The organism is Streptosporangium sp. NPDC004631 (assembly GCF_053601935.1).
In genome coordinates, this window is record NZ_JBSGCR010000011.1 from 107,287 (window position 1) to 131,130 (window position 23,844).

A 23,844-nucleotide genomic window follows, 5' to 3' on the forward strand; every position below is an offset into this window, starting at 1 on the left:
GGCTTTCCCGGCAGGAGCGGTGACGCCGTACAGGGACTCCAGCCTCAGGAGAAGCACGGCAGCCACCGGGCCGCTCACGGGAGCCGCCGCCATGGTGGCCTCACCGAAACAGGCTCCCGGTGCCGGACAGGCAGTCGGGGCGAACACCTCGGCCGTCCAAGGGCCGGTCTCCGCCGCTTTGCCGCCTCCACCGGGTCCGGCGATCTACGCCTATGACGCCGCCGGGAGGCTGGGCGGGGTCACCCATCCATCGGGTGACACGGCTCGCTACCGCTACGACCTCGCCGGCAACCTGCTCGGCGTCGACAGGTTCCCCTCCAGTAGCCTGTCGGTGCTGAGCGTGGTTCCCGCCTCCGCTCGGCCCGGGGCGACCATCACCGTTCACGGGACCGGGTTCTCCACCGTCGCTTCGGCGAACCAGGTGACGTTCAATGGCACGGCGGGGACCGTGACAGCGGCGACTGCGACCTCCCTAAAGGTCGAGATACCTGCCACGGTGTCGTCGGGCGCGGTGAGCGTGCAGGTGGGCGGCACCACGGTCACCGGTGAGACGTTCACAGTCGCCGCCGCGCCACCGGTGGTCACCGCCGCCTCGCCGACTTCCGGTCCGCCCTCGACCGCTGTGACGCTGACCGGCTCGGGCTTCGATCCCGCTGTGGCCAACAACGTGGTCGACGTCAACGGGGTCCTGGCCGAGGTGACGGCGGTCACCGCGACCTCCCTGCAGTTCGTCGTTCCCGTCGGTGCGACGACCGGTGATGTCACCATCAGCACTTCCGCGGGCAGCACGCAGGTGCCCGGCGAGTTCTCGGTGCCCTACCCCGGTGTCGATCCCGCACTCATCGAGAGTGTTACGCCGATGACGGTGGGCGGCGCGGCACAGACGATCAGTGTCGGTACGGCGGGTAAAGCCGCGCTGGTGGTGTTCCGCGGACCCGCGGGCGGCAGAGCGGGCATCGGGCTGACGGCTTCGACGTTCAGTACCTCGATCAAGGCACGGGTGGTGGGCCCGCGAGGCCGGGCAGTGGGTGAGCTCTCCGGCGTCCCCGCCATGGACCTCGAACTAACCCGCCTGGACGCTGGAGCCACCTACCAGCTCCTGCTCGACCCTGACGGCGCCGCCAACACCGGTCAGGTGCGAGTCACCCTAAGTGCTCCCGTCACTGGGGAACTCGCCGTAAACGGGACGCCGACGGTCGCCGCGATGGCCGTCTCGGGCCAAGACGCCCTGCTGACCTTCACCGGTGCCGAAGGCGACAGCATCAGTCTCGGCTTCACCGCCAACACGCTGACCAGCTATGCCTACCTCGACATCGTCGCGCCCGACCTGACGGTCCTGGTCGACCATTGGCAACTCACCACCGGCGGTGTCGGTGACATCGACCTGCCCCCGCTCACAATGTCTGGCACTTACCAACTTCGCCTCGATCCCAACCAGGCCGCGACAGGGAACGTCACCGTCACCCTGTCCACGCCGCAGACCGGAGTTCTGATCTCAGGGGGGGCCGCGACCCAGGTATCCCTCACCCGCCCCGGCCAGAACGCGCTTGTCACCTTCACCGGCGTCGAAGGCGAGATGGCTCACATCGGCCTCACGGCCAGCACACTCACCCAGGACACCAAGTTCGTTGTCACCGACCCGAGTGGGAACACCCTGGTCGACTGGACGCTGTTGAAGATCTACACGGTTTCCGACATCGACATCACACGGCTGCCCGCCACCGGCACCTACACCGTCCGGCTCGACCCGTCTGCGGCCGGAACCGGTGGGATACGGTTGACGCTCTCGCCTCCCGCCACGGCCGGGCCGCTGACAGTGACCGGTCCGAGCCTGACCGCGTCGATCACCCGCCCCGGCCAGGACGCCGTCCTCGTTTTCACCGGCGACGCGGATGCGCAGGTCAACATTGGCCTGAGCACCACGCTGACCAAGAACGCCTACATCGACGTGATCAAGCCGGACGGCTCGCTACTGCTGAATCATCGTCTCCTGGTCGCAAGTGACAAGGGAAACATCGATCTCAGGCTGCCGGCTGCCGGCACATACCGGGTAAGGCTCGACATCGTAGACGCGGGGATCGGTAACGTGACCGCGACCCTTTCCACTCCGGTGGCTGCCGGGGAACTCACCCCCACCGGCGTCGCGAGGACCGTAACGATCAGCCGTCTCGGCCAGAACGCGATCCTTACCTTCGCCGGGACAGCTGGGCAAGCGGTGAACTTCGGGTTCACCTCCAACACGATCTCCAAGCAGACGTTCGTGGACCTCATCGCACCCGATGGAACAGTGGTCGTCAACGATCGGAGCATCGCCGCGCTGTCGAACGGGGACCTGGACGTGGTGTCGATTCCAGCGTCCGGCACCTACCAGATCGTCCTCGACCCCGCCTTCGGGGCAACCGGCGGCGTTACCGTGACCGGTTCGCTGTCGGTCCTGCCGGGTGATCTCGCCGTGGACGGGGCCGGGCTGTCCGCGACGCTGGGACGGCCGGGTCAGGACGCGCTCTACACCTTCACCGGTACCGTCGGGCAGCTGCTGCGGCTGAACGTGTCCGGTGTGGCGTCCTTCGGGGGCAACGCGCTGTTCGTCACGGTGATCAAGCCGGACGGGGCTGAGCTGAGCGCCTTCACCACACTGACCGCTGACGGGCCGGTCACGGTGCCGGCCCTGCCGGTTGCCGGGTCGTACAAGGTGGTGGTGGACATCGGCAACGCGGCGACCGGGACGGCCACCGTCGCGCTGGCCACCAGGCCCGCGCTCGGCGCCATGCCCGCAGCCAGGCGCGGCGCCGACGGCAATGCCGCTACCGGCCGGGCCACCTCTCCCTCTCCCCCTCCCTCTCCTTCTCCTTCTCCTTCTGCTTTCACACAGTCCATAGCCCCGCCGGGAGAGACCCTGGCGGGCGAGGTTCAGGCGAAGGGCCCGTCCTGGAAACCGGACGGCGCCAACCTCACCGGGTTCGACTGGAACATTCGGCGAGGCTGGGCAGAACCGCCGCGGGCGCTGACCGCCATGCCCGGCCAGACCACGCTCTCCGGGCACGTGCGCACGGTGGACGGCCGAGCACTGCCGCGCGCCGCCGTACAGCTCGGTGAAGTGCGGGGACGGACGGACGCTCAGGGCCGTTTCCTGCTCATCGGGGTGCCCGCGGGCACGCACACACTGATCGTCGATGGCGGCCCGGCAGGCCACAGGGGCGTCAGGTACGGCCTTTTCGAGATCAAGGTGGAGGTGACGGCCGGGCAGACCTCCGTGCTGCCGTACACGGTGTGGATGCAGCAACTCGACACACAGCACATGGTGCGGTTCGCTTCCCCATCCACCACCGAGACCGTGCTGCGCACGCCGAAGATCCCCGGCCTTGAGGTGCGCATCCCCGCCGGTTCGGTCATCCGCGACAGGAACGGCAAGGTGGTCACCGAACTGGGGATCACCCCGATCCCGATCGATCGGCCGCCGTTCCCGCTGCCGAAGAACGGCGTAGTGCCGACCTACTTCACAGTCCAGCCAGGAGGAACCTACATCTTCCCGGAGGGCGCGCAGATCATTTACCCGAACTACACCAAGCTGCCTTCCGGTACCAGGGTGAACTTCTGGAACTACGACCCGGAGAAGAGAGGGTGGCATGTCTACGGCCACGGCCAGGTCAGCCTGGACGCGCGTCAGGTGGTTCCAGACAGGGATACCAAGGTGTGGGCCTTCCACGGCGCGATGTTCAACACCGATTTCATCCCGCCGTGGCTGGAGAAGTGGTTCAAGGACTTCACCGACTGGCTCTCGGGTGACCCGGTGGAGCTGTCAACGGGGAAACTGTCCGACTCGCACACCGATCTGGCGGTCGACGATGTGATGCCCATCGATCTGACACGCAACCTGTGGCAGGGCGATGACAAGCCGCGTGAATTCGGTATCGGGCAGACGTCTAAATACGGCATGATCCTGCATTCGGAGAAACAGTACGAAGAAGTGGATCTTTACATCCCCGGTGGGGGGAAGGTGCACTACATCCGTACATCGCCTGGAGTCGGGTTCACCGACGCCGTATTCGAGACCCGTCAGACGGCAGGGGAGTTCACCGGCTCCAAGGTTTGGTTCCATGGCACGTGGGGGACGGACGGTGACTGGAGGCTGACCCTGCGCAATGGGCTGGAATACGTCTTCCCGCAGTATTCGCGCCTTGAGGCCATCCGCGACCGTCATGGCAACGAGATCAGGCTGACCAGGGCGGGTGGCCCCACCGACGACCTTACTCAGATCACCTCTCCCAACGGTAAATGGATCAAGCTCAGCTACGACGCCCAGCACCGTGTCACCCAGGCGCAAGACAATATCGGGCGAACTGTTAGATATACCTATAATGCGGCTAACCGCTTGGAGACGGTCACTGATTCGGCGGGCAAGGTCTCTCGCTACACCTATGATTCAGCGGGAAGGCTGTTCACCGCCATCGATGCTCGCGGTGTCACCTATATGACCAACGAGTATGACGCCGCCGGACGGGTTACCAAGCAGACACTGACCGGCGGCCAGGTCTATCAGTTCGCCTACACCGTCACCGCGGGTCGGGTCACGGAGACGCGAGTCACCACCCCGAGCGGCGCCGTACATCAAGTCATCTTTGACGCGAACGGCATAGGGCTGACCGAAACGGTTGCCTACGGCACACCTTTGGCACGTACGACCACTTACGAACGCGGTGCGAACGGCAGGATCGAGGCGCTCGTCGATCCGGGCGGCCGCCGCACGGCGTATCACTACGACACCAAGGGGCGGCTGACCCACCTGACCGCGCTCGCCGGGACCGTCCGAGCCGTTGACGGGCCGGTCGTCACCTACGGCGGCCCCCACAACCAGCCGATCAAGGTAACCGACCAGTTCGGCAAGGTCAGCCGTTTCGTCTACAACGCTGACGGCGACATCGCCTCCGTCGCCGACCGAATGAACCGGATCACTCACTACGGGTACAACACCGACGGTCAGGTCATCTCTCTCACCGATCCGACAGGCAAGGTCACCAGGATCGACTACGCGTTCGGTCAGCCGTCGAAGATAACCGACCCGCTTGGCAACGTCACCCGGTACTTCAGCGACGCCGTCGGCCGTACGGTCACCGTCGTCAACTCTCAAGGGGCGTCCTCCAAACTGACCTACGATGCGCTCAACCAGGTCACCCAGGCCACCAATCCCCTCGGACACACCTTCGCCTTCGCTTACGACAACAGCGGGAATCTGCGAGGCCTTACTGATCCGCGAGGAAACACGGTCGGCTGGGACTACGACGACTCCGACCGCGTGATCAGGGCGGTGGACGCCCTCGGCCGGGCGTCGACCACTGGTTACGACGTCGCCGGGCGTTCGATCACGACGACAAGCCGCACCGGCAAGACCACCGTCGCCGAGTTCGACATCCTCGGCCGCCAGACCAAGGTCTCCTATGGTGTCACGGGGCAGACGGCTGAGTCCGCCGTCACCTTCGCCTACGACAACCTCGCCCGGCTGGCGCAGATCAGCGACACGGCCGCCGCCGGTCCCGTCAGCTTCAGCCATGATGACCTGGACCGCATCACCCGCATCACTCAGCCCGCGGGGATCGTCGACTACACCTACGACCTCGCCGGACGGCGCAGGACAATGACGCTCGCCGGCCAGAGCGCCGTCACCTACACCCGTGACGACATCGGTGCCGTCACGGGCATCGCGCAGGGCGGCCAGGTCGTGGCGGTCACCCGCGACGCCGCAGGCCGCACCACCAAGGTCGGCCTTCCTGGTGACTGGAGCCGACACTATTCCCACGATGGCGGAGGCCGGGTCACCGGACTCGTCTACAAACACGGCGGGGTCGACAAGGGCGCTCTGCAGTACGACTACGATTCCGGCGGTCACACGACCGCCGTCACCGGAAGTCTCGCCAAGATCGCTCTTCCTGACACCGTCACCGGCATGGTCTACGACAATGCCAACCGCCTCACCAACCGAAACGGCCAGGCCTACACATACGACGCCGAAGGCAACCTGATCGCCGACGGCGGCGTCTCCTACACCTGGGACGCCCGAAACCAACTTGTCAAACTTGAACGCCCCGGACTCACCGCGACCTTCGGCTACGGCGCTCTCGGCGATCGGGAGAAACGAACCGTCAACGGCGTGACAAGGGGGTTTGTCTCTGACGGGCCGAACCCCGTCGCCGAAACCGACGGGTCCTTGACGACGGCGACTCTGCTGTCGGCAGACACCGACCAATGGCTCACCCGGACCACGGCAACGGGCACCCAGACCTTCTTGACCGATCTGCAGGGGTCCACCCTCGCCCTCGGTGACCAAACAGGCCAAATGACGGCGAGTTACGCTTACGATCCCTACGGCAACCCGACCGTATCCGGGGATCCCGCAGGTAACTCCCTCACCTATACCGGTCGAGAGGATGACGGAACCGGCCTGATGTACTACCGGGCCCGCTATTACAGTCCCACTCTGCAGCGTTTCATCAGTGAGGACCCGATCGGCCTGACCGGTGGCGCCAACCTTTATACCTACGCCGGTAACGCTCCCACCGACTACACCGACCCCAGCGGGAACAACCCGGTTTTGGTCGGATGTGTTGTAGGCGGCCTCACTGACGGCGCCATCAGCTATCTCGGTCAGCGCCTGTCCGGACGCAAGGTCGACTGGGGCATGGGCGGAGTGGGAGGGGCCGCGCTGGAGGGGTGCGCCCTGGGAGGGCTCTTCGGCTTCCTGGGAAGGCTTGGAAAGTTCGGCGGCTGCCTGGGCAACAGTTTCACGGCCGGCACACTCGTGCTGATGGCGGATGGAACTCGAAAGCCCATCAAGGACATCAAGGTCGGCGACCGTGTACTGGCAGGCGTCCCGGAGACCGGCCACGTCGAGGCCAAGCCCGTCACGGCACTCATCACGGGTGAGGGTGATAAACACCTTGTCGAGATCACGGTGGACGTCGATGGCGCCCGCGGTGACGTCATCGGCACCATCACCGCGACGGAGGCCCACCCCTTCTGGGTTCCGGACCGAAAGGAGTGGGTCGATGCCGGCCGGCTCCAGCGCGGCATGTGGCTGCGGACCTCGGCGGGCACCCATGTCCAGGTAAGCGCGACGAGGAAGTGGGCCGCATCCCAGCGAGTCCACAATCTGACGGTCGATGACCTCCACACCTACTATGTGGCCGCAGGCGTCGCTTCCGTCTTGGTGCATAATTGTAAAGGGCCGGTTTATAGGGTAATTCGTCCAGATGAGGACCCGTCGGTGGGTCTTATGCCAAAAAAGCCTTCGGCGAACGTAAGCGTTGATGAACACGTAAGGTATGGGTCGCGACCTGGATTTGAAAGTCAGTACATCTCGACCACGAAGAATCTCGACATCGCCCGTGCGTGGGCGGCCCGGACGGGAAACCGGATAGTATCAATTAACCTGGGGCGGGTCAGGGCGGAGATCATCGACCTGTCAACCTATCAGGACCGCGCCTACCATCTACTCGACGCCAAAGGACGTGGATACGCGATGAGATCCGAAGAGGTTTTGATCAATGGAGGCATCCCGGCGGATGCCCTCGACTTGATTCCATGACTATGGCTGATGAAAATCAGGAACGAGCTGAGCGAGAGCTGCAAATTGCGGCAGACAGTTTTATTGCCGGCCTGCGCCTCGCGCGAGGGATTGATGAGGTTGCCTTCTCTCGACTGCGGGAAGCGATTATCGGGCTGGGAGACGCCTGGGAGGCGGAGGATCACCTTCCTAAATCCGCGGTGAATATCCTGGTTGGCTTGTTTTCTTGGATCGATTCGGCAAGCAACCTTTATGAAGGTGATGATTCTATGGCGATCAAGCAGGCTGCCATGGATGTCGAAACCTTGATATTCCAGCATGTCGTCCCCGCTCCTTGAGCGTTTTTCATCGCGCCTCGCGAAGCTGAAACACGAGGATGGTCATAAGACGACGCTGGTCTCGATCCGTGTCCGGTCCGAACCCTGTGCGCTACCGGCAAGAAGGTTCACTCCGAACACGTCTTCAGGACAGCAGGCCACGCGTCATCGCCGCGATCACGGCGGCGGTGCGGTCGGAGACGTCGAGCTTCTTGAAGGTGCGCAACAGGTGCGTCTTGACCGTGGCTTCGCTGATGAACAACCGCTTGCCGATCCCGGCGTTGGTCAGGCCACGCCCGACCAGGCGCAGGACCTCCAGCTCGCGGCTGGACAGCGCCCGCCTCTCCGGGACCCTGACCCGGAACAGCCGCCGCGCCACCGAAGGCGACAGCACGGTCTCACCGCGTGCCGCCGCCCGGACCGCGTCCACCAGCTCGGTGCGCGAGACGCCCTTGAGCAGGTACCCCGTCGCGCCTGCCTCCACCGCGCGCAGGATGTCCACGTCGCTCTCGTCCGTGGTGACCACGACGACCCGGCTGTCCGGTGTCGCGGCCACGATGCGCTCGGTGGCGGACACGCCGCCCATCCCGGCCATCCGCAGATCCATCGGCACGACGTCGGGCCGTAGCGCGGCGGCCCGGGCCACCGCCTCCTCGCCCGAGGCGGCCTGGGCGACGACCGCGATGTCGCCCGCCGGCGCCGACGGCCGGAAACGGTGTCCGGCACGGCGCCGCGACCCGATGACGAAGCACCACGATCTCAATCGGCGTGGCCTGTGTATCGCGACTCAGCAGAACCGGGAGCTGAAAGACGTCCCCAAGGATGAGGCAGAGCAGAGACCACAACACCGTCAGCGGGATGTCTCGGCATGCTTGAGACACGAACCCCCAGGTCAACCGCTGCGGCTGAATTTCCGCACCCCACAGGGGGGCGCTCGTAGCGCCTCCATCGCTTCGGAGGGTCGCACCGTTAGAGGTACGTGCAGGTTTTGTTCGCGAACACCCAGCGGTTGCCTGCCAGGGCGTCGTTCGGCTCGGGGCGTGGGCCGCGACCGTGGCGGCGGGTGAAGTCGAAGGGTGTGTGGATCGCGGCGGACCAGCCCCGCCCCCTCAAGTGGCCGACGGAGTCGGGACGCGGCTCCCCGTCGAACAGGGTGAGCAGATCGACGCCGATCTGCTGTCTGGTCGCGGTGTAGACGGGGTTGGCGCGGACCTCCGGAGACTCCGTTCCGAGCTTGACCTCGAAGGCCAGGCTGCTTCCGTCGGCGCTCAGGCGGTCCACGGTGTCGATGAGACGTCGCTCGGCGGCCGGCGGGAGATAGAGCAGCAGGCCCTCGGCCAGCCACGCGGTCGGCACGGTCGGGTCGAAGCCCGTGCTCACCAGCGATTGGGCCCAGTCGCCGCGCAGATCGACCGCGATCGGGCGGCGCGTGGCCGCCGGGATGGCGGCGAGGCCGTCGAGCACATGGCGTTTGAACGCCAGGACGCCTTCGCGGTCGATCTCGTGGATTACCTGGCCCGGCGGCCAGCCGAGCCGGAAGGCCCGCGTGTCAAGGCCCGCGCCGAGCAGAACGACCTGCCGGGCGCCCGCGTGGGCCGAGCGGATGAGGAAGTCGTCGAAGACTCGGGTGCGCAGGCCGAAGTAGCGCCCCAGCCTGCCCCACAAGGGGTTCGCGTCCCCGTCCGGCACCTCCGCAGGGCGGACCGGCCACGCCGCGGATGCCCCGGCGGCGCGCACGAAGTGCTCGGCGTAGGCGTCGCCGGCCAGGGCGTCGGGCCGGTGGGTCTCGATCGCCCGTGCGGCGGCGACCATGAGGGCGGTCAGGCCGACGCCGCCTTCGACACCGGTGTGCTGGGCACCTGGCACGCGTCCTCCTCTCCGGCGAGGGGCGTCCACGAGTCCGGATGATCGTGGGTGGTGATGTGGGCGCCGTAGAGGATGGTCATAAAGCGCAGGATGTCCGCGTCCGGCAGGTGCAGGCCGGTGGTGCAGTCGGTCAGCACCGTGACGTGGAAGCCCTTCTGGAACGCGGTCCGGGCGGTGGAGTCCACGCAGACGTCGGTGTACAGGCCCGCGAACACGAGCCGCTCGACGCCGCGGCGGACGAGGTGCTGCTCGAATCCGGCGCTGAGAAAGGCGTCGAAGCACGCCCGCTTGGTGAAGACGCGCTCCCCCGGCATGGGTGACACCTTGTGGAACTCCGCGCCCCACGAGCCTTCCAGGCACTTGGGTCGCTTGCCCTGTGCGCGGTCCCGGCGCCGCCAGCTCGGCCCCTGGTGCTCGGCGTCGCCGATGAACCGGACGAAGACCACCTCCGTGCCGCGGGCCCGCGCCCGGTCGACGGCCAGTGCGGTGTTCGTCGTGACGGTGTCCAGTGTCGCGGGGGCGCCGGAGTACCGGGCGAGGGCGGTCGGCCCGGCGCAGAAGTCGTTCTGCAGGTCCACGACGACCAGCGCGGTGTTCTCCACGGAGGTCACGACTCCGCCATCAGGGCCGGCTGCTCATCGGGCTCCAGCACGTCGAGCAGCGCGCCCACCACGGCGGTGGTCGAATGTCGTCCGCCGAGGTCCGGGGTGCCGATGCCCCGGCGGCCGAGCGATCCGAGGCCGCGCTCCACCATCCGCACCGCCCCGGCGCAGCCCGCGTGCCGCTCGGCGATCACCGCCGCGGCGCGTACAGTCGCCACCGGGTTGACCGTGTCCGTTCCCGCCAGGTCGTCGGCGGAGCCGTGTACGGTCTGGTACTCGACCAGTCCGGCCGCGTCGGGGTGCAGGTAGACGTTCTCGGTGCAGCGGTTCTCCTGGCTTTCGGAGCCGAAGCGGTCCAGCAGGACCACGTGCATGATGTCGGCCCATTCGTTGCCCGCGACGATCATCGTTCGGGGCCGCAGGCCGCGCACGATCAGGTTGCGGTTCACCGTGTCCGGCTGGAACAGGCGGATCTCGACGCCGTGCCGCGCGGCGCTCTCGGCCACCCACTCATCCAGGGCCCCGTCGAGCAGGTGGAACTTGTAAGCCATGAGGATCTGGTCGACTCCGCCGTCCGGCCACTCCCGCCGCGCACGCCGCACCGCGAAGGCGATGACCTTCTCGGTGATCTCCCGGCTGAACGCCATGGTGCGGATGAGCGCGCCCGGGGCGTGGGTGTTCTCTCCGGTGTAGAAGCCCTGGGCCTCGTCCCGAACCAGCAGCAGTGACGCGTCCGGGGTGGTGATGACGTCGACCTTCACCGCCTGCAGACGCTGCCGGACCAGGTAGAGCGACTGGGCGTTGATCGCCGTGCGGAAGATGGCCGGGACGCCGAGGGCGGCCCGCGTACGGCAGAACTCCGCGTAGTGGTCGGCGTCCTGTCGTGTGAGTTCGCGGACCCGCTCGATCTCGGCGTCGGCTTTTAGCGACGAATACGAGTGGTAAATCCTTTCCGACCGCGTGACGCCGATTCCGACCGAATACGCGTCGGCGATCCCGGCCAGCACCCGCTCGAAGACGGCCGCGAGTTCGGGGCCCGTTCCCCGGCCGACGGCGAGTCCGATGACTGGTTCCACTCATACTCCTTGGTCGAAGGCCAGATGTGCCGGACTGCCGTGATCCCGATCAGATCGGCCCTCCGACCAGGTGGTCGCCCGGAATTCCCGCCTTCTCCGGGCTGTAGTAATCCTTGATGCCGGCGGCCCAGACCGAGACCGTGATCTGATCGTTGTCCGACGGCTCGAACGCGTCGAAGAGCGCGTCGATGTTCACGCGCTCGAAGCCGATGGCCGTCATGAGCGCCACGAAGACGCGCCGTTCGATGAGCCCGTCGCCGTTCGGGTCGCCCAGCGCGGCCAGCGCCTCGGCGAAGTCGGTGATCGCCCCGTCGAAACGCTCCGGGGAGAGTACGCACGCGGCGTACTCCTCGAAGCTGATGCGGCCGTCGCGGTTGGCGTCCAGTTCGGCGGCCAGAGTCGTCCAATAGCGCCGGAAAGCGGTCAGCATGGCGGCTTTGGCGGCGTCGCCGGAATCGGGGGACGCTGCGACGACACGGGTCGCCATGAGTTCGAAGTCCTCGGCTTCGAGAGAGCCGGTGCCGTCGGCGTCGAGCAGGGCGAAGATGAGCTTTACTCGATCGATGGCCGCTTTATGCATTTTTTATCACCTTTCTTTGGCTGCCGCTCGCGATGAGGGCTGAAATCAGGAGTCCTGCTGCACATCATTATGTCAGGCCATGACCCGCGCGCTTGCGGCGTGATTGGCGGCCGGAGGGCGCGAACGTGACCAATAGAACCAACAGAATAAATACGACAAAACATTAAATAGCCTAATTTGTTCCGGTTATTTACGTTGCCGTTCCAGTTGGCCATCCATCATAAGAATGGTGTGAAATGCGCCCAATTTACCGGCAGTAGCTGGTTGGCTGGTAGGACGCCTGGGAGTCGGGCCCGGAACCTACGGATTAAAAGATCGCCCTCGGGCCGTTCCGGACAGTCCAATGCAGGTCAGAGGGTATGAGCGGTCCATCTTGAACGGCTCTGGAAACCCCCGTATTGCAACCCGAAGCGCAACCCCGGCGCTCTGTGGGCAGGGGCGAGGTAGCCGTCGACGATTACCAGATCATCATTCCCTCTAGGCGAGGACTCCCGTCCTTGTTGACGGGGAAGAAGTGTGCGGCCTCCGGGCCGTGAAGGCTGTTCTCATCCAGTGGGATGGTGAGGGTGGTTTCGCCGAAATCGAGCAGGATGTGCTCGTCGGTCTTGACGCTGAGAGCTTGGACCGTTCGCCCGATGAGGGTGCACAGGGAGTCTCGTGATCCTGGATGGGGAAAGATCCAGGTCTGTGAGCCTATCTGCACGCGGGGATTCGTCAGCGCTGTGAGCTTCGGCCCATTGAAGTGAAACTCGACGTAGTCCATCACGAACGCGACCGTGTTCAACTCCTCACCAACGAGTCCGGTGGGGTCGTCTGTGTCGTGGGTCATTCGCCTATTCTCCGGGAACCGAACTCGCGCTGTCAGCTTGGGAAGTCTCTATCGCCCCTGGCCACGCACGAAGATCAGCCCCCCTCAGACGATCGTCAGGGCAGTAGTCCATCGAGCCGGGTCTGGAGCTCCTCTTCCCGGCGTGCGATCATCGGCTCATGATGTTGATCAGAAAGGGCCATGCCGCGTAGGCGCCCTTCGGAGGTTCGCGCCCGGGGATCGGTGTGCGGACCCCACAGAGCTTCGATCCATCAGGTTCCGGGTCTTGGGCGTCGGCCCATGGCGGCGGTGATCGCGTTGGAGCACACCCGGATGCGGCCGGACCCGCACGCCTCGCCCGAGTGGCCATGGTGGCAACAGCGGCGCTGACCATCAAGGATGGCTTATCAGCCGGTAGGCGGCGGTGCGGCCCTGCTGCGGAGGCGAATGGTCGGCGCCCGGCTTCACAGCCATCCATGTCCGAAGGACTGTCCCAAGGCCAAGCGCGCCTCCGACCGGCGGCACCTGTGCCTCGTCGCGTGCCGTAAGAACTGCGGCAGGCACGGGGGCAGGTGCCTGACGTTCTGCGCTCCCGACTGTGCCAAGCACGCGGTGGCCTGCCCGGACCGTGCCGGGGGCTGGACGTTCACCAAGCCGAAGGGCAAGGAAACGGTCCATCGCCCTGTCGCCTCCGCTGGTGGCCCTGTTGAAGCTCCACCATGCGGCGCAGCAGGCCGAACGCGACGAGGCGGGGAGAGGCGGCAGGACTGGGATCTGGTGTGGTGCGGGCCGGATGGGAGCCCCATCGACGCCGGGGACGACTGGGACGACTGGGACGACTGGAAGGAGATCCTGAAGTCGGCCGGGGTCGACAGGGACGCCCGTGTTCACGACGCGCGCCACACCGCCGCCACGCTTCTGCTGGAAGAGGGCGTGGACATTCGGGTGATTCAGGCGGTCCTCGGCCACTCCCAACTCGCCACGACCAAGCGGTACACCCGCATCACCGAGACCCTGGCGAGTGAGGCGGCGGCTCGGATGGGCCGGGCACCGTGGGACGGCTGACAGCGACCATTGCAACCCTTGGTGCAACCCCGGGCAGACTTTCCGATCTTGAAATGGGAAGTCTGCCCGGATCGTTTAGGTAGGGCGCCTGGGACTCGAACCCAGAACCTACGGATTAAAAGTCCGCAGCTCTAACCATTGAGCTAACGCCCCGCTGGAGACAGCGTACCGAGGATAGTGTCCACTAACGTCCGTCGCCAGGCCCGTACGCGGCTCGGTGTTGGCCGAATCGTACGTGAAAGGGGGAGGCGGATCGTACAGTGGCACCCATGACGAGCGCGGGGCTTGAGTCGACCGGTGGTGTCTCTGTGTCCTCCCGGGAGGGGTATGTAGTGGTCGACGTGGAGACCACAGGTTTCTCCCCGGCCAGGGGAGACCAGATCTGTGAGATCGCCCTGGTCTCCATGGACCCCGGGGGCGCGACCGTCGACGAGTGGCACTCGCTGGTCAATCCGCGCCGCCGGACCGGGGCCGTGCACGTCCACGGCATCACCGACGCGATGGTCGCCGATGCGCCCGTGATCGAAGAGGTCATCGACGAGATCTGGCGGCGGATCGCCGGACGCGTCCTGGTCGCTCACAACGCCTCTTTCGACCTGCGCTTCCTCAAGGCCCTTCCGGAGAGCCACTGGCTGACCGAGACCCTGTGCACCCAGCGGCTCGCCTCCGGCTTCATCCCCGGGGGAGCCGGGGGAAAGGTGACGCTCGCCGCGTGCTGCGAACGGGCGGGCATACCGCTCTCCGGCGCCCATGCCGCGCTGGTCGACGCCCGGGCCGCCGCCGAGCTGCTCCGCTTCTACATGCGCGGGGGCGTCTCCTGGCGGGAGGAGCTGAGCAGAGCGGCCCGAGCCCCCGGCTGGCGTCCCAGCGGCCGGCCTCAGCGGCCGCCGCTTCAGCGGTAGACGGACGGCGGGCGGAGGCGTCCCGCGCCGATCGGTCGACGTTTCCGGGATGGTCGGGGCGGCTCAGCCGGCGTTTCGGTGGGGGCGGGGCAGCTCCGTGGGCGGGACGCCCGGGTGCGCGGTTGAGGTTTCGACGGTGGGCGGGGGTTCCCATGTCGGGAGGGCTCATCGGCCGGGGTTTGGGGGGTGGGCGGGACGCCCCGGTAGGCGAGACGTCCCGCTGGTCCTGCGGTGGGCGGTGCTTAGCGATAGGCGGGGATGCCGGTCAGGGCCTCGCCGAGGACGAGGGTGTGGATCTCCTGAGTGCCCTCGTAGGTCAGCACACTCTCCAGGTTGTTCATGTGCCGGATCACCGGATACTCCAGCGTGATGCCGTTGCCGCCGAGGATGGAGCGCGCCTGGCGGGCGATGTCCAGGGCGGCGCGGACGTTGGCGAGCTTGCCGAAGCTGACCTGGCGCGGGGTGAGGGTGCCGGCGTCCTTCAGACGGCCCAGGTGGAGGGCGGTGAGCTGAGACTGAGCCAGGCCGACGTACATCCAGGCGAGCTTCTCCTGGGTGAGCTGGAAGCCGCCGATGGGCTTGCCGAACTGGACGCGGGTTCTGGAGTAGTCGACGGCGGACTCCAGGCAGGCGCGGGCCGCGCCCACAACGCCCCACAGGATGCCGAAGCGGGCCTCCGACAGGCACGACAGCGGGCCCTTCAGACCGCGGACCTCAGGCAGTACGGCCGACGCCGGAAGGCGGACGTCGTCGAAGTACAGGGACGAGGTGGCCGAGGCCCGCAGGGACATCTTCTTGTGGATCTCCGGGGCGGAGAAGCCCGGGGTGTCGGTGGGGACGACGAAGCCGCGGATGCCGTCCTCGGTCTGGGCCCACACCACGGCGACGTCGGAGATGGATCCGTTGGTGATCCACATCTTGGAGCCGTTGAGAATCCAGTCTCCTGAGGTGTCCTGCTTGGCGTGGGTGCGCATGTTGGCGGGGTCGGAGCCGTGGTCTGGCTCGGTCAGGCCGAAGCAGCCGATCGCCTCCCCCGCGGCCATCCGGGGGAGCCACTCCTCCTTCTGCTCCGCGGAGCCGTACTTCCAGATCGGGAACATGGCGAGCGAGCCCTGCACCGAGACGAACGATCGCAGCCCCGAGTCACCGGCCTCCAGTTCCCGGCAGGCCACGCCGTACGAGACGGCGTCCAGGCCCGCGCAGCCGTACCCCTCCAGGTGCATGCCCAGCACGCCGAGCGAGCCGAGCAGCGGGCTCAGTTCGCGGGCGGGGAAGACCGCGTCCTCGAACCAGTCGCCCACGTGGGGAAGCACCTTGTCCGCCACGAACTCCTTCACGGTGTCGCGGATAAGGCGCTGTTCTTCGGAGAGCGCGTCGTCGATGTGCAGGAGGTCGTCCATGGGGTGTTCCTCTCTCGTCGGCCCCTGTCAGGGTATTGCCGACGCTCATGGATGGCATGTCAGGGTCGGGCCAGGGGGAATCCCGATGTGACCGTGCCTCTTTAGCGGGCAGTCTGAAGGCATGAGCGAAAACGACTTCTCGCCCGTCAGGCAGCTCCGCAGGACCAGGGACGGCCGCATCATCGCCGGTGTGGCCTCCGGTCTCGGACGCTACATCGGAATCGACCCCAACATCATCCGTGCGGTTCTCGCCGTCGCCAGCCTCTTCGGCGGCCTGGGGGTGGGAATCTACGTGATCGGCTGGCTGCTCCTGCCCGATGAGGGCAAGAACAGGTCGATCCTCCAGGACCTGGTCGATAGAAACAAGGACAATCCGGTCTGGCTGGACACCAAGGCCAAGGCGGAGCAGGGCTGGGCCAAGGCCGAGCAGAGCTGGACCAGGGCCACCAGCCAGCGGGGGCCGCAGCAGCCGGCTCCGCGGTACCCGACCCACCAGGACCCGGCTCCGCGACACCCCGCCCCCGCGGCTCCGCGGAACCACGACGACCCCGGCCACCAGGCGTGACTCAGGCGCCCGCCTCGGCGCGAACCCTCTCGATGATCTCCTGGCGGGAACGGGTCCAGAGTACGGCCAGCGCGGCCGCGACAAGAAGTCCCGCCGCGCCGGCCAGGGCCACCACGGTCTCGGGGCCCAGCCTGTCGGCGGCGGCACCGCCGACGAGGATGCCGACTCCCTGGGAGGCCAGCAGGCCCGAGTGCACGAGCCCGAAGGCCAGGGCCCGCCGTTCGGCGGGCACGCACTGCACGAAAGCCGCGTTGGCCGCGAGCTGGTAGGCGCCACCGACGCCCGAGACGAACCATAGGGCCAGCACCACGGCGAGCGGTGGCCGCAGCACGCACAGGACCAACGGTGCGCAGGTCAGCATCGCCATCCAGCCCATGGTGAGCAGTCGTCTCGACGGGCTGACGTACCGGCTGAACAGGAACGCGCCGATGACCGTCCCGGTCGGCATCGCGCCCATCAGCAGGCCGGCGACGAACGAGACCCGCCGCGGGTCGTCCGTCAGCGCGGCCGCGTAGGGGGTCGCGATCCCCTCGGGGAGCACGTAGAAGCCGCACAGCCAGGCGAAGAGCACCAGCGTTCGCAGGCGGGGGTCGCCGAAGACGAGCCTGGCGCCGGCCAGGGTCATGGTCCACATGGAGGGACGGCCCGCGTCGCCGCGGCTGGGGGCGGAGCGTCGCCGTACCCCGGCGACGAGGATGAGCGCGGAGGCCATGAACGTGGCCGCGTCCAGGGCCAGCGCCCGGTACGGCCCCATCCCCATGATCAGGGCGCCGCCGAGGGCGAAGCCCAGCATCTGGGCGCCCTGGTTGGTCATGTTCTGCAGCGCCGAGCCCGCGACATAACGGTCGCCTTCGAGCAGCTCGGGCAGGAGTGCGGCCCTGGCGGCCGAGAACGGGGCGCTGAGCAGCACCACGCAGAAGACCAGTGTGCACAGGACGGGGAACGGGATGCCCGGGATCGCCATGAGCGCGACCATGACCGCCCGGAGCAGGTCGCAGATAATCATGATGCGTCGGCGGGCGTGGCGGTCGGCAAGGGCCGCGAGCAACGGCCCGCCGATGATCGGTGGCAGGTAGGTCAGGGCGTAGACCGATGCCGTGGCCAGGGGCGAGTCCGTACGCTGGAACACCAGCACGGACAGGGCCACTCGGGAAAGCTGGTCGCCGAGGAGCGAAAGCCCCTGCGCCAACCAGAGCGCGCGAAACTCGCCAATGGCGAAGATCTCGCCGTACGTCGCTTGCCGCTCGGCAGGGCGGCGGTGCCGCCCGGGTAGCCGACCGGGCCTGGTGGCCGCCATAGGACTCCGCTGGGCTACAGGCACATTGACTGTGGGTGGTCACTATGTAACCTACGGTGCCCGTTGAATCGCCGACGCGCAACTGAAAGCGACCAACCCCATGCAGGCTGTAGCCGCAAATTGGGAAATTTCAGGCATGGCGCAGGGTGATGTGTAAATGCGGCTTTGGCTACCAGCCGAGCTCGTGCAGCCTGTCGTCGTCGATGCCGAAATGGTGGGCGATCTCGTGGACCACCGTGATCCGTACCTCCGCCACCACATCGTCCTCGGTCTCGCATATCGACCGGATCGGGTTACGGTAGATCTCGATCCGGTCGGGTAACACCCCCGCGTACCAGTCGCCGCGCTCGGTGAGAGGAATCCCCGTGTACAGGCCCAGCAGATCCGGCTCGGGCGGATCGTCCACGACCACCACGACCACGTTGTTCATGACTTTCGTCAGCTCGGGAGGGATCGTGTCCAGCGCCTCGGCCACGAGCTCCTCGAACTTCTCTCGCGAGACCTCGATCACATCTGCCATTGTGCCCCTTGTTTCCGGGTAAGAGGCATGCGCATGCATCTTACGAACTGGACCCACGGACTCCGCCGCTTCGCGAAGGGGCGGACTGTGCGCGGTGCGGCCATCGTCGCCGTCGCCGTCGCGGGCGCTTGGCTGGGCGTCACGCTCGGCGGGGCCGTGCACGCCAACGTCGGACCGGTCGAGATCGGCATGTCCCTCCAGCCGTCCTGGGCGGGGGAGACCGTCCTGGACGCCCATCCGTTCGGCATGCTCCTTTTTGACACCCACAACGCCCCGATCGCCCTGCGCGTCACCCTGGAGAACATCAACCCCGCCCGCGCCGGGGCACTCCTGGAGGACTCCCGGCTCTCCGCCCAGCTTCCCGCCCTCCTGGAGAGAGAACTGCGCGAAGGCGTCAAGACTCTGGTACTGCGAGCCGTCCTCTGCGGCCTGGCGGGCGCCCTGATCGGCACGCTGATCGTCTTTCGCCGGCCCGGAGCGGCTCTGGCGGGCCTGCTGAGCGCGGCCGTCGCGATCGCCGGCACGGGGGCGGCCATCGCCCTGACCTTCCGGCCGGACTCCGTGGTGGAGCCGAAGTACACCGGCCTGCTCGCCGGAGCGCCGTCCCTGGTCGGCGACGCCGAGTCGATCGTGACGAAGTTCGAGTCCTACCGGCTCCAGCTCGCCAAGCTGGTCAACAACGTCTCCCAGCTCTACGACACGGTCTCGGCCCTGCCGCTCTACGACTCCGACCCCACCTCGATCCGGGTGCTCCACGTCTCCGACATCCACCTCAACCCCATCGCCTGGAACCTCATCCACTCGGTCACCACCCAGTTCAAGATCGATGTGATCGTGGACACCGGTGACCTGACCGACCACGGAACCGGGCCCGAGGAGAAGTTCGTCAAGGAGATCGGCGACTTCGGCCTGCCGTACGTCTTCGTCAGGGGCAACCACGACTCCATGGCCACCCAGCGGGCCGTGGCCAGGCAGAAGGGTGCGATCGTCCTCGACGGATCGGTCAAGACCGTGGCGGGGCTGCGCCTCTACGGCCTGGGCGACCCCCGGTTCACCCCCGACAAGTCCGTGGCCGTCGACTCCGACCTGGAGTCCCTGGCCGCCCTGGGGCGCTCCCACGCCGCCCGGCTCGGCGAGACGTCACCCCCGGTCGACCTGGTGGCGGTGCACGACCCGACGATCGCGAAGGGCTTCTCCGGCGCGGCCCCCATGATCCTCGCCGGACACTCCCACGAACGATCCACCGAACTGCTCGCCTCGGGGACCCGCCTCCTCGTGCAGGGCTCCACCGGCGGAGCCGGTCTACGCGCCCTGGAACACGATGAACCGACCCCCGTCGCGGCCTCGGTTCTGTACTTCGATCGGGAGACACATCGCCTGCGGGCCTGGGACGACATCACGCTGGGAGGTCTCGGGGAGCAGTCCGTTCAGATCGAACGTCACGTTGAGACCGACCCTGGCCGTACAATTTCCCCAGGGCCCACGGTCGCCCCGTCTCCAGCGGGATCGACCACCGGCACCACGACGCCTTGAGCCGGAACGCCGCTTTGGCATCGGGATCAAAAGTCCCCTATGCTTCAGAGGTCTCCAGCGGAAGACGGCAATGGAACAGGATGAGAGTCCTGAGCCCCCATCGTCTAGTGGCCTAGGACACCGCCCTTTCAAGGCGGCGACACGGGTTCGAATCCCGTTGGGGGCACCGGCCGAGCCTGGCTCGTCAGGGAAACGGCAGGTCGAAGACCGCCGAAGAACTGGTAAGCTAAGCGAGGCAAGAAAGCAGGGAGCTTAGCTCCCGGCCAAGCAAGGTCCTGTAGAGCAGTTTGGAGTGCTCGCCACCCTGTCAAGGTGGAGGTCGCGGGTTCAAGTCCCGTCAGGACCGCTCCGGTAGGTGTTCGATTCACCGCCGAGGTCAGGTAGCTCAGTCGGTACGAGCGTCCGCCTGAAAAGCGGAAGGTCGGCGGTTCGACCCCGCCCCTGACCACCTCATCTGAACAGCGCAGACGCTCCGAGCCGATCATGGCCGGGGCGTTTTTGGTTGTGGTCGACGGTAAGGCTGACAACAACGCGCCACGACTGGCGCGGCTGTCGGTCCTGACCGAGCTGCAGTGTGAGCTGATCGTGGCCAACACGATGGACGGCCTGGCCTCTGCTCGCGCCCGCGGCCGGGTCGGCGGACGCCGGCCCAAGCTCACCGCCCACCAGGCCGCCCCTGCCCAGGAGCTGTACGCACGCGGGACAAGACCGTTCAGCAGACTCACCCTCACGGCCTTGTGGCGATCACTAGCGACTCGACACCGCACATGACACTCAAGGCCGTCCTGCTGTCCGCGAAACGATCGACCCGCCGCTCAGCACAACAATCCGGACGATAAAGAACAAGCTAAGCCCGGCTCACCGTACTGCTTCTACTCGCAGGCCAATACATGTCGGCGTAGGCGGGCTCCATCTCCCACTACGGTCGGCCGAACCAGGGCCGCGCCTGCTCCAAGTGCACCACGTCGGAGGAGATCAGATGATCGGCCGATAGGGCTCGGTGCGCAGCTCACGGTAGAGCTTGCGTGCCGCGTCGAGCAGGCCCACGACGATGGAAGTGACCAGCACGACCTTCACGATCTGGTCGGCGGGCTCGGCGGCGAACATCGCACCCGCCGAGGTGACCCAGCCGAAGACCGCGCACGCGGCGAGTGTCAGCCCGATCTCGATGCGCCTGGTCAACGGCTGCCACCTCCCACGGACGATCAGCACCGCGTACAGCACGAAGTGCCCGGCCAGCACCGCCACCAGCCAGGGCGCACGCTCACGCAGGAACCCCTCGTCCATCGCCAGCGCCCGGTAGGCTTCGGGCGCGGCCTGGCCCCCGAGCAGCACGTCTCCGTTGAACAGCAGGAACAACCCCACTCCTCCTGCGACGACGGCGGCCAGACAGGCGAGGCGGCTGACCCGATCGCGCCCGAAGCGGCGAGGCCGCCACGCGACGGCGCCTGGCCGGGTACGGCGCCACCACGCGGCAATGGCGAAACCGGTCACGAGCACGCCAGGCCACCACAGCGCGCCCACGCCGTCGCCGGTCCACCACTGACCGAGCGCGCCGAGCAGGTCGCCTGCCGACGCGATCGGGTGCCGCATGAGTGTGTCGAGCAGGCCGAGCACCCAGATGACGGCGACACCGATTACGGCGAGCCTGACGAATCGGCGCGAGTCGGCGGGATCGATGAGGATCAGCGGCTGACGGTATCTCGCGGCGGTCTCGGCGGGACGGCCGTAGCCGAGCACCAGGGCGGTGGCCATCGCCTCGTCGGCGGGGTGGCCCGCCTGCTCGGCTTCGGCGGCGAGCTGTTCGGTCAGCAGGCTGCGCAGCTCATAGCCGACGTCGCGCCGCTGCGCCCGCGGCAGCAGCCTGGCCACGTCGTCCACATAACTCTGGATGAGGTCGTCGGGGGTCATGGGCACTCTCCGCCTTTCAGGAGAAGATCCACGGTGTGGTTGAGTCCGCGCCATGAGGCCGTGAGCCGTCGATACAGCTCCAGGCCGTCGGCGCTGAGCACGTAGTAGCGGCGTGGCGGGCCGCCATCGGTGCGCCATTCGCTGGTCAGCACGCCTTGGGACTCCAGCCGCCTGAGCAGGGGGTAGAGCGTGCCCTCCTCGATCGGCATGCCGCTTTCCGCCAGCGATTGGCGCAGTTCGTAGCCGTAGTGCGCGGTGCGCAGCTGCGACAGCGCGGCGAGGACGACGACGCCACGCCGCAGCTCCAGTTCGAGCTTGTCGTACGCACCTTCTGTCACCATGTGGCACACAGTACTATGCGCCACACAGCTAGTCCATGCCTCAGGCCTCGGTGCTGGTGGGCGCGCCGTGATCCCCGCCCTGCGGGCAGCGCTGGCGGCCGGGCCTGAACGGTGCGGATCACCCGGCCGAGTTCCTCGATGGCCCGGTAGGTGGGGTGCTTGGGGCCGCCGCGGGTGGAGGGGACCCGGGACGACGAAAGCTCACGGGGCGTTGACTTTGTCGCAAGATATGACGCAACCTATTGCTACAAAGCTTGCGACAAAGGGGGCGCCATGACCCGTGAGCCGTTACCGGACGCCGGCCCGTCGGCGCGTGCGGCCGATCTGCGACTGGCGGGCGAGTGGCTGGCCCTGCACGACCTGGCCGGCGCCCGCCCGACCCCGCTGCTGGCCAGCCGGCTGGCGGCCCGCAGACGCGCCGGCCTCGCCGCTCAGGTCATCCTGGCCATGCTGATCCTCGCGAGCGCGCTCGCCGCCACTTCCGCCTTCGGCGGCCTCCCGCCGCATCACCCGCTGCCGCTGCTGGCCCTGACCGCGATGGTGGCCGGGCTGCTGCTGGCACAGTCGCTGCTCGACCGGTGGGTGCGACGCGTCGACCAGCGGGCGGGCGCGACGCTGTCGCGCAGGGCCGCCCATTCGATCCAGCCCGGCTGGCGGGCCGTGCTCGGCCGGCCGTACGCCGTCTTCGCGGTCGCCACGTTCGCCGGTGCGATGGTGCTGGCCGGGAGCGCCCTGGCCGTTCCCGACCCCACCGTGCGGCAGCGGGCCGTCGTCCTGCTGATCGGCCTGCTCGGCGTGACAGCCATCATCGCCATGCAGCTGCGCCACCTGCTCAGGCACCCGGTCGTGGCGGAGGACGAGGAGTCGCTGACCGCCGACGTCATCATGCGCGTCGAGGACGCCCGCGCCCTCACCACACCGAGTGTGCAGTGGTCGCTGCCCATGGTGCTGCTGTTCGGCACCGCGCCCGGCTGGTTGAGCGCCGCTTCGGTCGCTTACCTGATCCTGGGCCTGGTCGCGAGCATCGCGCTCCAGGCCAGGACGCCGCCGAGCGCGACGGTGGCCCGGCGGGCCATGAGCGTCCGATGATCGTCATCGACGCGGCCTCGCCGGTGCCGCCGTTCGAGCAGCTGCGGGCCCAGCTCGCCCGGCAGATCCAGGACCGCACGCTGGCCGTGGGCGCCCGGCTGCCGACCATCCGCCACCTCGCGGCAGACCTCGGCCTGGCCGTCAACACGGTCGGCCGGGCCTACCGGGAGCTGGAGGAGGCCGGGCTGATCGAGACGCGCGGGCGGGCGGGCTCGTTCGTGTCGGCCGCCGGTGAGGAGGGCCGGGAGCGGGCTCGCCGGGCCGCCGCCGACTACGCGGCCGTGATCGCCAGCGTCGGCATCGACGCGGGCGAGGCGATCCGCATCGTACAGGCGGCTCTGACGTCCGGCGCGGCAGCACCGGCCTCGTCATGACCGCGACAGCCTGTTGGTTCCGGCTGCCGCTTCAACCTGT

General features: G+C 67.3%; 20 protein-coding genes and 4 tRNA genes. 12 read left to right on the plus strand and 12 right to left on the minus strand.

Features of this window, described 5'->3' with window-relative positions:
- The first annotated feature begins 91 nt into the window (after positions 1 to 91).
- Entirely contained in the window at positions 92 to 7,579 is a 7,488-nt protein-coding gene (locus tag ACWEF2_RS14020) for an RHS repeat-associated core domain-containing protein (protein WP_453815120.1), read from the plus strand.
- A gap of 2 nt (positions 7,580 to 7,581) precedes the next feature.
- A complete protein-coding gene (locus tag ACWEF2_RS14025; RefSeq protein WP_453815122.1) occupies positions 7,582 to 7,896 on the plus strand; it encodes a hypothetical protein in 315 nt (104 codons plus the stop codon).
- 124 nt (positions 7,897 to 8,020) lie between these two features.
- Here ACWEF2_RS14025 and ACWEF2_RS14030 read toward each other — a convergent pair whose 3' ends face one another.
- The 6 genes from ACWEF2_RS14030 to ACWEF2_RS14055 form a co-directional block, all read right to left on the minus strand.
- Positions 8,021 to 8,617 carry a response regulator gene (locus tag ACWEF2_RS14030; protein ID WP_453815276.1) on the minus strand — a complete coding sequence of 199 codons (597 nt, stop codon included), beginning with the start codon at positions 8,615 to 8,617 and terminating at the stop codon, positions 8,021 to 8,023.
- Positions 8,618 to 8,844: 227 nt separating this feature from the next.
- A complete protein-coding gene (locus ACWEF2_RS14035) occupies positions 8,845 to 9,741 on the minus strand; it encodes a class I SAM-dependent methyltransferase (protein ID WP_453815124.1) in 897 nt (298 codons plus the stop codon).
- Positions 9,696 to 10,352, minus strand: a complete 657-nt coding sequence (locus ACWEF2_RS14040; protein WP_453815126.1) for a cysteine hydrolase family protein — start codon at positions 10,350 to 10,352, stop codon at positions 9,696 to 9,698. Before ACWEF2_RS14040 ends, ACWEF2_RS14035 begins: the two co-directional genes overlap by 46 nt.
- On the minus strand, positions 10,349 to 11,419 hold the full coding sequence (locus ACWEF2_RS14045; RefSeq protein ID WP_453815128.1) for an isocitrate/isopropylmalate family dehydrogenase: 1,071 nt from the start codon (positions 11,417 to 11,419) through the stop codon (positions 10,349 to 10,351). The genes ACWEF2_RS14040 and ACWEF2_RS14045 overlap by 4 nt, the downstream gene beginning before the upstream one ends.
- A 49-nt stretch (positions 11,420 to 11,468) precedes the next feature.
- Positions 11,469 to 11,999, minus strand: coding sequence for an EF-hand domain-containing protein (locus ACWEF2_RS14050; RefSeq protein ID WP_453815130.1), 531 nt, complete (start codon positions 11,997 to 11,999; stop codon positions 11,469 to 11,471).
- Between the two features lie 457 nt (positions 12,000 to 12,456).
- The gene (locus ACWEF2_RS14055) at positions 12,457 to 12,828 is read right to left on the minus strand and encodes a hypothetical protein (protein WP_453815132.1); all 372 of its coding nucleotides are present in this window, start codon (positions 12,826 to 12,828) and stop codon (positions 12,457 to 12,459) included.
- 378 nt (positions 12,829 to 13,206) lie between these two features.
- On the opposite strand from ACWEF2_RS14055, the gene ACWEF2_RS14060 reads away from it, so the two are divergent.
- A complete protein-coding gene (locus ACWEF2_RS14060) occupies positions 13,207 to 13,872 on the plus strand; it encodes a tyrosine-type recombinase/integrase (protein ID WP_453815133.1) in 666 nt (221 codons plus the stop codon).
- An 80-nt stretch (positions 13,873 to 13,952) separates the two neighbouring features.
- Here ACWEF2_RS14060 and ACWEF2_RS14065 read toward each other — a convergent pair.
- A tRNA-Lys gene (locus ACWEF2_RS14065) sits at positions 13,953 to 14,025 on the minus strand.
- 155 nt (positions 14,026 to 14,180) lie between these two features.
- Between ACWEF2_RS14065 and ACWEF2_RS14070 the strand changes: the two genes are divergently transcribed.
- The gene (locus tag ACWEF2_RS14070; RefSeq protein ID WP_453815135.1) at positions 14,181 to 14,774 is read left to right on the plus strand and encodes a 3'-5' exonuclease; all 594 of its coding nucleotides are present in this window, start codon (positions 14,181 to 14,183) and stop codon (positions 14,772 to 14,774) included.
- A 242-nt stretch (positions 14,775 to 15,016) separates the two neighbouring features.
- Here the strand turns inward: ACWEF2_RS14070 and ACWEF2_RS14075 are convergent, their stop codons facing one another.
- Positions 15,017 to 16,174, minus strand: a complete 1,158-nt coding sequence (locus ACWEF2_RS14075) for an acyl-CoA dehydrogenase family protein (RefSeq protein WP_453815137.1) — start codon at positions 16,172 to 16,174, stop codon at positions 15,017 to 15,019.
- A 121-nt stretch (positions 16,175 to 16,295) separates the two neighbouring features.
- On the opposite strand from ACWEF2_RS14075, the gene ACWEF2_RS14080 reads away from it, so the two are divergent.
- Positions 16,296 to 16,739 (plus strand): PspC domain-containing protein, encoded by a 444-nt coding sequence (locus ACWEF2_RS14080; protein ID WP_453815139.1) that lies wholly within the window; start codon positions 16,296 to 16,298, stop codon positions 16,737 to 16,739.
- Between the two features lies 1 nt (position 16,740).
- Here the strand turns inward: ACWEF2_RS14080 and ACWEF2_RS14085 are convergent, their stop codons facing one another.
- The gene (locus tag ACWEF2_RS14085) at positions 16,741 to 18,036 is read right to left on the minus strand and encodes an MFS transporter (RefSeq protein WP_453815141.1); all 1,296 of its coding nucleotides are present in this window, start codon (positions 18,034 to 18,036) and stop codon (positions 16,741 to 16,743) included.
- A 169-nt stretch (positions 18,037 to 18,205) separates the two neighbouring features.
- Positions 18,206 to 18,556, minus strand: coding sequence for a metallopeptidase family protein (locus ACWEF2_RS14090; protein ID WP_453815143.1), 351 nt, complete (start codon positions 18,554 to 18,556; stop codon positions 18,206 to 18,208).
- Positions 18,557 to 18,583: 27 nt separating this feature from the next.
- Between ACWEF2_RS14090 and ACWEF2_RS14095 the strand changes: the two genes are divergently transcribed.
- From ACWEF2_RS14095 to ACWEF2_RS14115, 5 genes are all read left to right on the plus strand, one after another.
- Positions 18,584 to 20,089 carry a metallophosphoesterase family protein gene (locus ACWEF2_RS14095; protein ID WP_453815145.1) on the plus strand — a complete coding sequence of 502 codons (1,506 nt, stop codon included), beginning with the start codon at positions 18,584 to 18,586 and terminating at the stop codon, positions 20,087 to 20,089.
- Between the two features lie 93 nt (positions 20,090 to 20,182).
- Positions 20,183 to 20,255: transfer RNA gene (locus ACWEF2_RS14100), tRNA-Glu, on the plus strand.
- Between the two features lie 105 nt (positions 20,256 to 20,360).
- Positions 20,361 to 20,435 (plus strand) — tRNA-Asp (locus ACWEF2_RS14105).
- Between the two features lie 28 nt (positions 20,436 to 20,463).
- A tRNA-Phe gene (locus tag ACWEF2_RS14110) sits at positions 20,464 to 20,537 on the plus strand.
- 56 nt (positions 20,538 to 20,593) lie between these two features.
- On the plus strand, positions 20,594 to 20,860 hold the full coding sequence (locus tag ACWEF2_RS14115) for a hypothetical protein (RefSeq protein ID WP_453815147.1): 267 nt from the start codon (positions 20,594 to 20,596) through the stop codon (positions 20,858 to 20,860).
- A 204-nt stretch (positions 20,861 to 21,064) separates the two neighbouring features.
- On the opposite strand, the gene ACWEF2_RS14120 is transcribed toward ACWEF2_RS14115, so the two are convergent.
- Both ACWEF2_RS14120 and ACWEF2_RS14125 read right to left on the minus strand, forming a co-directional pair.
- Positions 21,065 to 22,000 (minus strand): hypothetical protein, encoded by a 936-nt coding sequence (locus tag ACWEF2_RS14120; protein WP_453815149.1) that lies wholly within the window; start codon positions 21,998 to 22,000, stop codon positions 21,065 to 21,067.
- The gene (locus ACWEF2_RS14125) at positions 21,997 to 22,341 is read right to left on the minus strand and encodes a PadR family transcriptional regulator (protein WP_453815151.1); all 345 of its coding nucleotides are present in this window, start codon (positions 22,339 to 22,341) and stop codon (positions 21,997 to 21,999) included. The genes ACWEF2_RS14120 and ACWEF2_RS14125 overlap by 4 nt, the downstream gene beginning before the upstream one ends.
- 273 nt (positions 22,342 to 22,614) lie before the next feature.
- Between ACWEF2_RS14125 and ACWEF2_RS14130 the strand changes: the two genes are divergently transcribed.
- Positions 22,615 to 23,430 carry a hypothetical protein gene (locus ACWEF2_RS14130; protein WP_453815152.1) on the plus strand — a complete coding sequence of 272 codons (816 nt, stop codon included), beginning with the start codon at positions 22,615 to 22,617 and terminating at the stop codon, positions 23,428 to 23,430.
- Positions 23,427 to 23,804, plus strand: coding sequence for a GntR family transcriptional regulator (locus tag ACWEF2_RS14135; RefSeq protein ID WP_326822967.1), 378 nt, complete (start codon positions 23,427 to 23,429; stop codon positions 23,802 to 23,804). The genes ACWEF2_RS14130 and ACWEF2_RS14135 overlap by 4 nt, the downstream gene beginning before the upstream one ends.
- Positions 23,805 to 23,844: the final 40 nt, after the last annotated feature.